Consider the following 14,160-nt stretch of genomic DNA (forward strand, 5'->3'; position numbering starts at 1 on the left):
CGATGCCCCCGCCCTACCCCGCGATCACCGTTCCGCAGACTCCGGCCCAGATCGAGGCGGCGCTGGCGGACCTCGCGGCCTCCTTCCCGGCCCTGTGCACGCTCGACAGGTTTCCCAACAAGAGCGTCGAGGGCAGGGACATCCACTTCATCAAGATCGCGAACGGAAGCGGCTCCAACCGGCCGGTCGTGGTGCTGATCGGCGGCGTGCACGCCCGCGAGTCCGCGCCGCCGGACGCGCTGATCCGCTTCGCCCAGTCCGTCCTGGTCAGCCACGACGGGAGCAGCGACATCACGTTCCCCGCCATGTCCTGCGAACCGCTTCCCTCGGGCCCGGCGGTGGCCTACCCCGACTTCACGATCCTGGCGAGCGACGTCAAGAAGATCGTCGACACGGTCGACCTGTACATCGCGCCGCTGATCAATCCGGACGGGCGGCTCTTCGACCAGTTGCACCCTCCGTCCCCGCCCTCCGGCGGGTGGCGCAAGAACCGGCGGCCGCATCCCGACCCGGCGAAGATCGGTGTCGACCTGAACCGGAACCACGACATCGCATGGAAGTTCGAGGACTACTACGACATGGCCCTCTACCGTGCGGACTATCCCACGGGCCCGGCCGAGGCCGTCGACGAGTCCGAGGAGACCTACCGCGGCCCCTCGGTGGCCTCCGAGCCGGAGACCGCCAACGTGCAGTGGATCGTCGACACCAAGAAGCCCGCCTTCTTCGTCGACATCCACCAGTTCGGCCGCAAGGTCCTGATGCCCTGGGGCCTGGAGGACAACGGCGACGACCCGACGATGACCTTCTCCTCCCCCGCCTGGACGGGCAAACGCGACGGCCTGCGGCCGGGCAGCCTGTCCCTCCCGCCCACCGACCCCGACTACAAGGAGTTCGTCAGCGACTCCGCGCCGCACTTCGTCAAGAAGAACCTGGGCTTCATCGGGGACTCGATGCGCGACGCCATCCTGGCCAGTGCCGGGGTGGTGCTCGGCTCCACGGCACCCGACCCCAAGCGCGACCACTCCACCTTCGAGGTGGCCCAGGCCGCGGTGCTGTACCACCCGGTCGGCGGCGGGCCGGTCACCGGCACCACCCACGACTACGCGTTCCGCAAGCAGTTCGACGACCCTGCCAGGGCACCGGTCTTCGCGTTCGGCATCGAGTCCGGGCACGAGGAGGAGGCCGGCTTCCACCCCGACTACGCGAGCCCGCCGGGCCACTACGCCAAGATCGAGCGGGAGATCCACGCCGCACTGATCGCGCTCGGCACGATCGCCGCCAAGCTCGGGAAGCCCTGCCTGGTCGCCACCGCCACCATGGGCACGCCCGACCACCCCGACGTGGTGACGCTGCGCCGCTTCCGCGACGCATGGCTGGGGCCGCGGTTCGACCGCTGCTACTACCGGGTCAGTCCGCCGGTCGCGCGTTACCTGCTCGCCCACCCCTGGGCGCGCGCCGCCGTACGCCACGGCCTGGTCGGGCCGGCGGCCGCGCTGCTCAGGACGTTCCCGGAGTCGGCCACGAGGGCACCGGGGCGGACCCCACCGGAAAGGACCGCAGCGGGAAGGACAGACTGATGGCCGGCACCGCCGAACTGCTCGCGCTCGAACTCGGACGCCTGCTCGAGCCGCTCCGCACCCGGCTGCAGGCGGGCGATGTCGACGCGCTCTTCACCGAGTTGGGGCTTCCGCTCCCCGACTCGGTGCGGGACGCCCCCGCCGTGGTGTCCGCCACCACCACGGCGGCCGCGGCGCTGGGCGGCCTCGCGCCCAGGACCGCCGCTCTCGCCGCAGCCGTCCGGGCGGACGACCGGGCGCTGATCGCGCAGGGCTTCGCGGAGCTCGTACCGGCCGTCGCGACCACGTTCACCTCGCTCGGCCAACTCGCGACCCAGGTGAAGGACGCCTTCCAGGGCGCACCACCCGAGTTCGGCCCGATCCTCGCCCAACTGCCCGAGCGGCTGCTGCACTTCACCATCGTCAGCTACCTGGAACGGCACCGCCCGAAGCTCGGAAGCACGCTCGCGCTGCTCGGTCTGATCGAGTCGGTCACCGAGCCCGCCGACGGCACCCGGGCGGCGTACCAGCGGCGCAGCCTGCGCCTCGACCGGCTGCCGGTGGTGTTCGACGATCCCGCGACGGCCCTGAACAGCGTCTACCGCTGGGGCGATGCGACCCAGGTCCTGGACGCCGGGCTGCTGCTGGGCCGCCTGTGCGCGCTGCTGACCGCGATCGGGCTGCCCGCGGTGATCGAGCCGGACGTACCCCGGCTGCGCGCGTTCCTGCTCGCGCTGGAGCCCGACGGCGGCGCTCCGGCGCCGACGCCGCTGCAACTCACCCTCGACGTGGTCGACTTCACCGGCGTGGACGTGCTGCTCCCGCTCAGCGAGCAGTGGGAGGTGCGCCTGCGGGCGGACGGTGCGCTCGACGTCGGCGCGGGGGTGCGGATCGAGCCGCCGGCCAGGTTGGTCCCGCTCGCCCCGGCGCCGGAACTGTCCGGCGAGCTGACCCTGGGATTCCGACGCACCGCACCCGGGACGGGGCCCGTCCTGCTGTTCGGGCAGGCCGACGGCTCACGGCTGACCGCCGAGTCCGTGCAGGCCGGGTTCGGTGTGCGGTTCGCAGCCGCCGGCACCGAGGTGGTGGCGGACCTGGTCGTGGACGCCGAGGTCGTGGACGGCCGACTGGTGATCGGCCTCGGCGGTGCGGACGGATTCCTCGCCGCCTTCCTGCCCGGGACCCTGGAGCTCGATCTCGATCTCGGGCTGCACTGGAGCGGGCAGGAGGGCGTCACGTTCAGCGGCGGCGCGGCCCTTCGGCTCGCGGTGCCGCTGACCGTGGAACTCGGTCCGCTCCGTCTGGACCGGCTGGACGTCGTGGTGCTGCCGACCGCCGCCGGGATCGGGACCGAGGCCCGGGTGGCCGGCGGGATCGCGCTCGGCCCGTTCACCGCTTCGGTCGAGGGCATCGGTGTGGGCACCGACCTCGCCCTCCGGCAGGGCAGTCTCGGGCCGGTGGACGTGTCGTTCCGGTTCCTGGCCCCGCAGGGGCTCGGGCTGGCCGTCGACGCGGGGCCGGTGCAGGGCGGCGGCTTCCTGCTGTTCGACCGGCCGGCCGGCCGCTACGCCGGCGGCTTCGAGGTCGACCTGGCGGCCGTCGGGGTCTCCGCGACCGGCATCCTGGACACCGGCCCGGCCGCCGGCGGCTTCGCCCTGCTGGTCGTGCTGCGCGCCGAGTTCCCGCCGATCCAGCTGGGCTTCGGGTTCGCACTCTCCTCGGTCGGCGGGCTGCTCGCGCTGAACCGGCGCATCGACGTGGACGCGCTGCGCGGCCGGTTCGCCTCCGGCGCGGTCGGCCGGATCCTCGCCCCCGAGGACCCGGTCCGCAACGCGCCCGTGCTGCTGGCCGACCTCTCCGCGGTCTTCCCGCCCACCCCCGGCGTCAGCGTGGTGGGACCGACCCTCCGGCTCTCCTGGGCCGAGCTCGTCCGGTTCGACCTCGGCGTCTTCGTGGAGCTGCCCGGACCGACGAAGACCGTGCTGCTCGGCTCGGCCCGGGCGGTGATCGACAACCCGGCCGGCGGTGGACCGCTGCTGCAGCTCCGCCTCGACATCATCGGTCTGCTCGACTTCGCCAAGCGGGTGCTGGAGTTCGACGCCGTCCTGGTCGACAGCCAACTGCTGGAGGTGCTGGAGCTCTCCGGCGGGGCCGCGTTCCGGCTGAGCTGGGGAGACCAGCCGTACGTGCTGCTGTCGGTGGGCGGCTTCCATCCGGCGTACTCCCCCGCCCCGCTGGTGCTGCCGCCGTCCCTCAGCAGGATCGCGATGACCCGGGGCACCCCCGACGACCTGCTGTACCTTCGGTTCGAGGGCTACTTCGCGGTCACCACCAACACCCTCCAGCTGGGTGCGACGGTCGAGGCCGCCGTCAACGCGGGCTCCATCAGCGCCCGTGGCTTCCTCGGCTTCGACACGCTGATCCGCTTCGACCCGTTCTTCTTCCGGACCGCCTTCTCGGCCTCGTTCCGGGTCCGCTTCGAAGGCGCGACGCTGGCCGGCGTCCGGGTGACGGGCGAGCTGTCGGGACCCGGCCCGATCACCTTCCACGGTGAGTACTGCATCGAGATCCTCTTCTTCGACATCTGCTTCGAGGGCACGTTCACCCTCGGCTCCCAGGGACGTCCGACGGCGGTTCCGGTCGGCAGCGCGGTGGACGAGCTGGCCGCAGAGCTCGAACGGCCGGGCAACGTCACGTCCGGCGAGGGCGCCGCCGACCGCTCGGCGGTCGTCGAACCGGCGGCGGGCGCCGCGCTGCCGGTCCTCTCCCCGGCCGGGCAGATCGCCTGGACGCAGTCCCGGGCACCGCTCGGCCTGTTCCTGCAGCGCTTCGAGGGCACTCCGCTGGCCACCCCGGAGACGGTCACGGCGACCGGCCCCGCGGTCACGGGTGACGCCGTCGACTGGTTCGCGCCCGGCGCGTTCGCCGAACTGTCCGACAGCGACGCGCTCAACCGCAGGGCGTTCGAACGCCTCGACGGCGGGGTCCGGCTCGGCACGCCCGGCACCGCGGACGGTCCGGCCCGCACCCATGCCGTGACGGTCGAGCAGATCCGGCTGCCGAACCCGCCGACGGCGGGGTTCGAGTTCGTCGTACCCGGCTGGCTGGCCGGGGCGGTCGGCGCCCGTACCGGGCAGGTCGAGCGGGCGGCGGTCGCCGGTGCGATCGGGGTGCACGACGAGCAGTGGCAGGTGCACGCCGCGGACGGGGCCGTGGTGGCCGGCGGGCTCAGCGAGAGCCAGGCCCACCAGCTCACCGCCGCCGGTGCGGGGGCCGCGGCCGTCCCCGCCACCGACCAGGTCGCGTCCGTGCCGTTCTGAGGAACCGTGAGGCGGAGATCCGTCCCGCGGAACTGCCCTTCCGAGGAGGTGTCGGCAGTGCCCCCCACACTGACGTTCGTGAGCTGGGCCCGGGAGCGGGTCGGTGAACTCGTGACCGGCACCGAGGGCGGGCGGGCCCGGGTGTCCACGGGCGTGACGCTCACCGGCCGGGCCGCCGACGGCGCGATCACGGGCGCCGAGACGCGTCAGGTCCGCTTCCTGCTCGCCGGCCCGCAGGACGTGGCGGGCCTGAACCCGGGTGCGGTCGTCGGCCGCTACCCGGTGCCGGGGGCCGTCGACGCCGAAACCGACAAGTGCCCGCACATCGAGTTCGCCGACGCCGCCCTGCCCTGGCGCTACACCCCGGCCGCCAACCCCGCGGCCGGCACCGGGGCCCTGCGGCCGTGGCTGGCGCTGGTGGTCGGGATCGAGGGCACCGAACTGACCCTCGCCGGCGACTTCGTCTCGCTCGGCACGGAGGTCCAGAACGCCCACCCGCTCGCCGCGCCGCACCCGTACGGGCACGTCCAGCGGGCCGAGGGCCGCCACCTCGCCCGCCTGCTGTCGACCCGCCCGCTCGCCGCCGACACCGACTACACCGCGGTGCTGGTACCCGCGGTACCGGGGTGGACGGGCACCGCCCCGGTCACCCTGCCCGTGTACGACAGCTGGCGCTTCCGGACCGCGGCCCAGCCCGGCAGCTTCGCCAAGCTGGCGGCCCGTCTGACCCCCGGCGCGGCCGACCCCGGGACCGGCCGGGCACCCGTTCGCTACCCGTACCTCGCGGACCGGGCCGTCGAGCTGCGCGGCGCGCTCGCACCGATCGGCTCCACCGACCCGGAACTGGATCCCGCGATCGCGGCGGACCTGCCGCAGCACACCGTCCCGCCGCCGGACCCGCGCGGGCGCCCGGTGATCGGACCGCCGGTGTACGGAGCGGCCTGGCCGCCGGCAGCCACCGCCTGGGCCGCCGGCCTCAACGGCGACCCGCGCCACCGGGGAGCCGCCGGACTCGGCCTCGAACTGGGCATCCGCCTCCAGGAGGAGCTGGTCGAGGAGGCCCGCGAGCACGCCGGGGCGCTCGCCGTCGCCGCCCAGTGGCTCGGCCGGCTCAGCCTCGGCCTCGCCGCCTCCGGCAGCCTCTGGCGGCGCCGACTGCCCACCGATCCGCTGCACCGGCTCTGGCTGTTCGGCCCCGCCCTGCGGCGGGTGGTCACCCCGCAGGGCCCGCTGGCGGAGCTCACGGTGGCGCGGGGCCTGGCACTGCCCCGGGGGATCTTCTCCACCGCCGCCCGCCGCGCCGTCCGCCCCGGGCCGGCCCGCACCGCGCTGCTCAGAGGTGCGATCGACCCCGCGGGAGTGCTCCGGGCCGCCAACCGCTGCCCCCGCCCGCCCGGTCCGAGCGAGGACGGCGTACCGCCGCTCGGCAGGCGCTTCGACGAACGGCTGAAGGAGGCCCTGGCCTCGGGCCGCCTCGACAGCCGGAACGCGGTCGAAGGACTGCGCCGCTTCGACGTCGGGCGGCTCCCCAAGGAGCTCCGGGAACCGGCCACGGCCCTGCTCCGCCGACTGATCCAGACCGCCTCCGACGGCCGGACCGACCTGGCCTGGGGCCGGTCGATCGAGGCCCTGACCGCGGCCGCCGCGGTCGGCCCCCGTGACGAGCGGGCCCTGGCGCGCACCCGTGAGCTGCTGGAACAGGCGCTGAAGGAGTTCGGCAGCGATCCGGAGCTGCCCGGCGACCTGATCGGCCTGCTCGACGCCCTGGCGGAACGCCCCGGCCGGGAACCGCCGTGCCGTCCGGTGGATCTCGACGCACTGGCCGCGAGCGTGACCTCGCTGTTCGACCCCACCGCCGAGGACGCGCCGGCGCGGGTCCGCGTCCTGGCCGGCATCGACGGACTCGACCAGGCCCAGCCGCTGGCCCCGCCCGAGGTCTGCGTCGGCCTGGACCGGCCGGTGTGGCGCGACCTGAACGACGCGTTCGCCGAATGGCTGCTGCCGGGCGCCGGCAACCTGCCGGACGACTCGGTCAACGCCGTGCAGACCAACCCCGTCTTCACCGACGCCTTCCTGGTCGGCTACAACACCCAGCTCATCGGCGAGCTGCGCTGGCGCAACCTGCCGATCGCCACCGGCTGCACGCCGCTGCGGGTCTTCTGGGACCGCGCGGACACCGCGTCGGGTCACCGCGTCGACGACATCGTCGGCATCGCGAACTGGCCGCCCGGCAGTGCGCTGGGCGCTCCCGAGCACCGGCCGGGCGGCGCGGCCGGCGGCGACCTGGTCCTGCTGTTCCGCGGGCAGCTGTTCCTGCGCTACCCGAAGACGCTGCTCTACCTGGTGTCGGCCGTCCTCGGGGACGGCGTCGACTTCGACAGCGACCCCGGTTCCGCGGCGCCGCGCGTGCTCCCCGCCTTCCAGGGACGGATCGGCGCGGACATCACCTTCTTCGGGTTCCAGGACTTCCCGGCCGGCGGCATCGCCTCGCACTGGGTCGTGCTGGAGGAACCGCCGTCCGGCTACCGGTTCTTCAACGACGCCGTCAGCCCGGCGGGCCGGGACGGCGCCCGGTTCGCCGACGAGGCCTTCGCCGACCCGGTGCGGGTGCTCGTCCGCGGCGACAGCCTGACCCCCTCGACGGCCTGACGCCCCGACACCTCGACCCCCGACACCTCGACCCCTGTCACCGTGACCCCGACAGCCTGACCGTTCGACCCCGGCCCCCCGAGGAGGACCCCATGCCGGCCGACCTGGGCGTGCTGCTCCCGCTGCGGATCGAGACCCGGTTCGCCGGGCCGACCCTGCGACTGCGGGTGGTGCCCGACGAGCTCTGGTTCACCCGCCACGACCCCCGGCCGGGCGCCGCCGAGGTCACCGCGCTCAAGCGCTACGCCGCGGACCCGGGCCTGCCCGCGTTCCGGGAGCTGGCCTCGGCGGTGGGCGCCCCGCGGGCCGCCTTCCTGGTCCGCACGTACCTGACCGAGGACCCGGCCGAGCTGAACGAGGAACCGGTCTTCCAACGGATCGAGGGCCTGCCGAAGGAGCTGCACGTCTGGCTGGCGCGCGGCGGCGGTGACCCCGAGCACGTGCTGACCCTCGCCGTCGACCACACCCGGCTGGCCGTGGCCCTGGACTCGACGGCCCCTCGCTGGTGGGAGGACTGGGACGAGGCCGTCGGCGCCGGACTCGCCGGCGAGGTGCCCCTGCCCGGCGACCCCGACGACATCGACCTGCTCGTCGTCACCGGGCTGGGCGAGACACCGCCCGGCGCACTGTTCGGCGCGCTGGGCGCCGAGGGCCGGCTCGGCCTGATCGCACCGGGCACGGCCACCAACACGGTGGACGGCGAACCCGCCGCCGGACTCGCCACGGACGCCGACAGCTGCTGGCAGCTGCTCGACGGCGCGCCGGGTGAGAACGAACAACTGGTCAGCCTCGCCCTCACCGGCGACGAGCAGCTGCTGGGCCGGCTGCCGGGCCCGACCGAGCCGCACTTCAGCGCCTCCACCGGCATGGTCCGCGCCCTGTGGCCCGCGCTGTGGGGGTTCGCCGCGACGGACGTGTGGGCGCTGCCGCGCGCGGCCGACACCGCCGCCTGGGCCGCCGATGCGCTCTTCCCCGAGGGGATGTTCCCGGCCGTCCGGGTGGGCCCGCAGCCCTACGGCCTGCTCCCGGCCACCGCCCTGACCCGGTGGGTGGCCGGCGAGCAGGACGTCGAGTCGGGCCTGCTCCCGCCGCTCCTGCGGCTGAGGGAGTTCTGGCAGGCCGCTGCCGAACGGCGCGGGACCGTCGCCGGCACCTCCACGGACGGCCTGCTCGACCTGCTCGGCCACGTCCCGAGCGCCCCGTCCTACCGGCACCGCCGGGCGGCCCCGCTGGAGCTGTGGTGGCAGTCGATGCTGCTGCTGGGCACCGCGGGCGGGTGGCACGAACTCGACCGGCAGTGGCAGCTGGCCTACCCGCTCGTCGGCGAACTGGGACTCGCCCCGCACCGCCGGTACGGCTCGCGCGGGCGCACCGGCCCGCTGCGGATGCCCCTGGTCGTGCCGGACGGTCTGCCGGCCGACCGCACCGTGGGTGAACTCCTGGCGCTGCTGCTGAAGACGGCGACCCGCGCGCCCGCCCTGTTCGCCAACACCCGGGCCCTGGCGGAGCGCCTGAAGGTGGAACCGGACAGCCTGCTCCTGCGCCTGGTCGTCCGAGCGCTCCAGGTCGCCATCGGCGACGTCGGCCGGGAGGCACTCGGAGACCCTGTCCCGGCCCTGGAACAGCTCGCCCGCCCCGACAACCGGCAGGGACGGCTGGAGCACTGGATCAGCCGGACCACGCCCGAGATGCTGCGCGGCACGAGCCCGGCCCCGGTGGCCTTCCAGCGGGTGGCCGGCGGGCTCGCGTCCCTCGTCGAAACGGCGGAGGACCGCCTCGAACGGATGCTGCGCGCGAACCTCGACACCGCGGCCCACCGCCTCGACCCGTGGCTGGCCGGCCCGCCGACCCGCCGGCTCCAGGACCTGCTCGACGCCCGGCCCGCCCCGCGGCTCGGCGCCTACGGCTGGGTGGACGCCCCCCGGCCGGGCAGTCCCGGGCCCACGCCCGCCGGGCTGCTGCACGCCCCCTCGCAGGCCCAGGCACTGACCGCCACCGTGCTGCGGGACCGCGCGGTCAACGACCCGCAGGCCGGCCGCTGGGCCATGGACCTGACCTCGCGGACCGTCCGCGACGCGGCGCGGCTGGGCGACTCCGTCCGCGCGGGGGCCCATCTGGGCGAGGTGCTCGGCCGCGACGTCGAACGGATCGCCGGCTCGCCGGACCTCGTCGACGCCCTGCGCACCGCGTTCCCGCTGCGCACCGAACACGCCGGCCGCCGGGTCTGCGACGGCCTGGCCGTCCTGGACGCACCCCCCGCGTCACTCGGGATGTCGGGTGCCCAGCTGGCCGAGCTGGCGGCCCTCCGGCAGGCCGTGGACGCCTACGGCGACCTGCTCGTCGCCGAGGCCGTGCACCACGTCACCCAGGGGCGGCCGACGGTGGCGGGCGCGGCGATGGACGCCGCAGCCGGACTGTCCCGGCCGCCCGAGCTGGAGGTGGTCAACAGCCACCGGCAGGGCCGCGCCGTGGCGACCAGCGTGCTGCTCCTGCTGCCCGACGTGGCCGCGCCGGCGATTCCCGACGAGCCGGCGGAGCACGCCCTGCTGTCACCGGCCGCACTGGCCGACCCGTCCGCTGCGGCCTACCTGACCGCCCGGACGGGCCCCGCGAGCGCCTGGACTTGGACCGTGCCGGGCGAGGCCGGGGACATCCGGGTCAGCCTGGCCGACCTGGGCCTGGCCCCGGCCGACGCGCTCGCCCTGTCACTCACCGACCTGGAGCGCCTGGTGCTCGCCGCGGCGGGCGGACGGGACGCCGTACTCGCGTCCGCGGACGGCTCGCGCCGCTACGAGGACGCCGCCCGGCTGGTCGGCCTGCTCGGCCGCTCGCCGGCAGGCCCCGACGCGATCACCACCGAGCCCGGGCTGCCCACCCCGCCCAGCGGCGTCGAGGCCGGGCTGCGGGCCCGCTACGAGGAACTGCGCCGGACGGCGAAGATCCTCGCCGATCTGCTGGCGGACGCCGCCGACCCGGCCACTGCGGAGCGGCTGCTGGTGGCCTGCCGGGCCTGGGGGATCGCCCCCGACCCGCCCCCGGAGGCGGCGCCCGGTGAGGCCCTGGCTCGGGCCCGCGCCCTGCTGTCCGAGCGGGTGCAGGCGGCCCCCGACCCGACCGGTCTCGACACCGGCGGCCTTCTCGACGCCATCACCCGGCTGGTCAGCCCGACCGGGCAGCTCGCCGTCCTGTCACCGGCGGCTCCGCCGCCGGTCAAGGCTGCCGACCTCGACCTGGACTGGCTCGCGACCGTCGCCGCCGTCCGACCGCCGCTGGCCCGGCTGGAGGTCGAACAGCTCCGGACGCCGGCCTTCGCCGCCTGGTCCACCAAACCCGCGGACCCGTGGCAACGCGACCCGGCGGACACCGGCCGGCTCGTCGTGGCCTACGCCCCCACCGGACTCGACCTCACCGAGGCCCCGCGGGTTACCGCGGCCGTACTGGACCGGTGGACCGAGGTCGTCCCCGACCCGGAGCAGACGACGGCGGCGGCGTTCGGCTTCGACGCCCCGGCCGCCCGCGCCCCCCAGGGCATCCTGCTGGCCGTACCGCCCGATCCCAAGACGGGGCTGGACGAACGGACCGTGCTGGACATCGTGGTCGAGACCCGGCAGCTCGCCCACGCCCGGATGGCCAGGCCGGCCGACCTCGACCCGGCCGTCCTGGGACTGCTGCCGACCGTCCTGCTGCCCGCGACCGGCCGCACCGACACCCCGATCGAGTGACGGCGCGGCACCGGAGCGGGCACGACATGGGAGTGAGGGTCCGACATGGCCATCATCTACGACCTGGTGCGGCGGATCACGGCCACGCCCCGCCTGGACGACCTCGCCAGGGGGTTCGCGGCGGAGGTCGCCGACCCGGCGTGGCTGCTCGGGCGCCAGTGGCAGCTCGGCGAGCACCGGGGCGAGGACGCCTCCTCGCCGGTGCGGGTGCACTACACGTGCCGGCAGACGCCCGTCGAATCGCCGAGCGGCGGCGACCCGGTCACCACGCCCGCGGAGGCGATCGTGGAATCCGAACCCTTCGACTGGTGGACGCCGGGCCGGCGGGTCGGGCTGGGCCGCCTGGCGGCCGACGCGGCCGGGCAGGCGGGCGTCGCGATCCCCGCCGACGACCGCGCCCTGCTGCTCACCGGGCTGCCGGTGCCCTACGACACGTTCACCGGCTTCGACGGCCGGGCCCTGTGGGCCCGGCGGGAGGAGCTCGGCCTCGACCCGTCCTGGTTCGGCCCGGCCGCGCCGCCCGAGCGGGAACCGGAGGACCTGTGGGACCCCACCGAGTTCGGCTACTCCGCCGACTTCACCGCCGGCGGCGTCGATCTCGCCGTCCGCCGGCACGACGGCGGTGACCTGGACTGGTACAGCGCGGACGCCTCGGGGACCGCGGCCGCCGGGGGCGGCGAGCGACGGCAGGTGTATCCGGGGCGGGTGCGTTACCCCGGAGCGCCGCTGCCCAGGTGGTGGCAGATCGAGGACTCGGCGGTCGACATCGGCGGCTACCCGCCGGACCGCTCGCACTTCGCCACGCTGCTACTGATCGATCTGATCGTCAATCAGTCGGACGACTGGTTCGGCTTCCCCGTCGACGCCCTGGCGGGCCACATCGTGACGCTGACCTCGGTGACCGTGGTCGACTCCTTCGGGGAGAAGTGGAAGCTCACCCCGCCCGCGGACGGCTGGAGCCTGTACGCGACCGAGGGCCTCGGCCGGGAGTCCCTGGTCGTCTGGGCCGCCGCGGCCGCACCGCTCACCGGGCCGGTGCTCGACGAGGTGACGGTCGGCGTCGACGAGGACGCCAACCTCGCATGGGCGGTCGAGCGCCGCGTCACCGGACGGGACGTCGGGAGTCCGCCGGACCCTCCCCCGCCGGTCCCCGAAACCGTCGACGCCTCCGGCCGCCTCGGCCACACCTACGAGGCGGCGACCCGGACACCACCCGGCTGGCACCCGTACGTCATCGAGCCGGTCGACGGCCGGCGCAGGTTCGTCCAGGCCCGGGCCGCCGACCTGACCGGTCCTGTGCCGGTGCTGATGCCGGAGCCGGCCAGCGACCTGCTGGTCGTCGCGCCCACCCATCCCGTCCACCAGGTCGAGCCGGCCGCGATCCCGGTGGACGGGCTGCGGCTCGAACGCCGGGCGATGCTCGCCCGCGCGACCGACGGCAGCCCGGTGCTGTGGACCCAGCGCCGACGGGCGCCCCTGCTGACGCCGCCGGCGTTCAGGCTGCACTTCGACGCGCTCACGCCGCATCCACCGGGCGCCTGAGCCGAGGGATCCCGCCGGCACCGGCAGCCGGTCAGGGCCGGGTTCCCGGGACGCCCGTGGCGGACGCGGGCAGCGTCCGGTCCTGCTTCCAGGCGCCGACACCGAGCCGGCCCGTGGTGCCCAGGTCGAGCTCCGGGATCACCATCACCGGATCGGCACCCGCTTTCGCCCGGACCCTCAGATACGGCGCGTTCACCGGGTCGGCCGTGCCGGCCTCCACGGTGTTGCGCCAGACCAACCCGGCGTAGGCGCGCTCACCGGGCCCCAGGGTGACCGGTCGGGGCGGTTCGTCGGCGCCGGTGCCGGTCGAGATGGCGCTGCCGCCGTGCAGGATCCGCACGCTGCCGACGGGCCTGTGCTCCTCGTCGACGACCTGGAGTTCCGGATAACCGTTCAGTTCGACGGTTCCCGCCCCGCAGTTCTCCAGGTGGAGACCGAGTACGCGCAGCCCCATGGCGGCATCGCCCTCGTCGGCGTACACCCGCGTCCCGGACGGCGGGCAGACCCCGGGCTCGGCCGACGCCTCCTTGCTCGGGACACTGCGCACCCTGGTGATCCGCACCCGCCCGCCGCCTGCGGAGGCGGACGCACCTGCTCCAGTGGGAACAACGCCGACCATGTGCTGTTCGGGCAGGGCGGACGAGGGTCCACCGGCCGCGACGGTGCCCGCCACGGTCCGACCGGGCGCAACGTCCGGCACCGTCTGCCTGCTGACCGACATCGCCTGCCCGGCCTGTGACAGGTGCGTGAACGTGACCGTGTAGGTGAAGGGTTCGCTCCCCCGGTTGGTGACCTCGAACTCGGTACAGAGGGGGCCGGAGCCCGTGATCCTGACACCGTTCAGCTCCCGCTCGGCCGGATCACCGACCGGCGCCGAAGCCGAAGCCGAACGGTCCGTCGGCACACCGCAGGCAGACGTGCCGCCCGGCGGGGCGGGGGCCTGCGAACCGGTGGCGGCTTGCGAGCCGCACGCGGTGAGCACCAGGGCCCCGGCGGCCAGGAGGACCGGAGAAGCGGTACGGGAACGACGCACCCGCCGAGCTGACCATGACCGGGCGTCAGGTGCCGTGACGACAGTCACACTTACGGCAACAGCCCTGTCACAGCCGGGGGAGGCGCCGGCATTGCCGGCCCGGCTCGCACGTACCGCTGACGGCACGGACCCCGGTGCGGCCGAATCCTGCATCGTATGCATCCTGTCCGAGCACAAACATGCTGTCGAAAAAGATCACCACTTCGGGGCAATGCACAGGGTGTGGTGCGCCAACTGGCCGCGCCGACGGCTAGTTTGCTCCTCGAGGCCAGCGGCCTGCGCGGACGTTCGCTCCGTTCGCCCCGGTCACGTGCGACATGGACCGTACCGGTCGCCGC

At 74.9% G+C, this 14,160-nt stretch carries 6 protein-coding genes; 5 read left to right on the plus strand and 1 reads right to left on the minus strand.

Annotation, left to right across the window (positions count from 1 at the left end):
* Nucleotides 1-2: 2 nt before the first annotated feature.
* The 5 genes from ACQ614_RS01995 (at nucleotide 3) to ACQ614_RS02015 (ending at nucleotide 12,789) form a co-directional block, all read left to right on the plus strand.
* Complete coding sequence (locus ACQ614_RS01995; protein ID WP_431676394.1) at nucleotides 3-1,577, plus strand: M14 family zinc carboxypeptidase; 1,575 nt, start codon at nucleotides 3-5, stop codon at nucleotides 1,575-1,577.
* Nucleotides 1,577-4,876, plus strand: coding sequence for a DUF6603 domain-containing protein (locus ACQ614_RS02000; protein WP_431676395.1), 3,300 nt, complete (start codon nucleotides 1,577-1,579; stop codon nucleotides 4,874-4,876). Before ACQ614_RS01995 ends, ACQ614_RS02000 begins: the two co-directional genes overlap by 1 nt.
* 78 nt (nucleotides 4,877-4,954) lie before the next feature.
* On the plus strand, nucleotides 4,955-7,525 hold the full coding sequence (locus tag ACQ614_RS02005; RefSeq protein WP_431676396.1) for a hypothetical protein: 2,571 nt from the start codon (nucleotides 4,955-4,957) through the stop codon (nucleotides 7,523-7,525).
* Nucleotides 7,526-7,617: 92 nt separating this feature from the next.
* Nucleotides 7,618-11,247, plus strand: coding sequence for a hypothetical protein (locus ACQ614_RS02010; RefSeq protein ID WP_431676397.1), 3,630 nt, complete (start codon nucleotides 7,618-7,620; stop codon nucleotides 11,245-11,247).
* A gap of 45 nt (nucleotides 11,248-11,292) precedes the next feature.
* Complete coding sequence (locus tag ACQ614_RS02015; RefSeq protein WP_431676398.1) at nucleotides 11,293-12,789, plus strand: hypothetical protein; 1,497 nt, start codon at nucleotides 11,293-11,295, stop codon at nucleotides 12,787-12,789.
* A gap of 31 nt (nucleotides 12,790-12,820) precedes the next feature.
* On the opposite strand, the gene ACQ614_RS02020 is transcribed toward ACQ614_RS02015, so the two are convergent.
* Nucleotides 12,821-13,975 carry a DUF4232 domain-containing protein gene (locus tag ACQ614_RS02020; RefSeq protein WP_431676399.1) on the minus strand — a complete coding sequence of 385 codons (1,155 nt, stop codon included), beginning with the start codon at nucleotides 13,973-13,975 and terminating at the stop codon, nucleotides 12,821-12,823.
* Nucleotides 13,976-14,160 lie beyond the last annotated feature (185 nt).

This window comes from Kitasatospora dryopteridis, from assembly GCF_050749075.1.
GTDB lineage: Bacteria > Actinomycetota > Actinomycetes > Streptomycetales > Streptomycetaceae > Kitasatospora.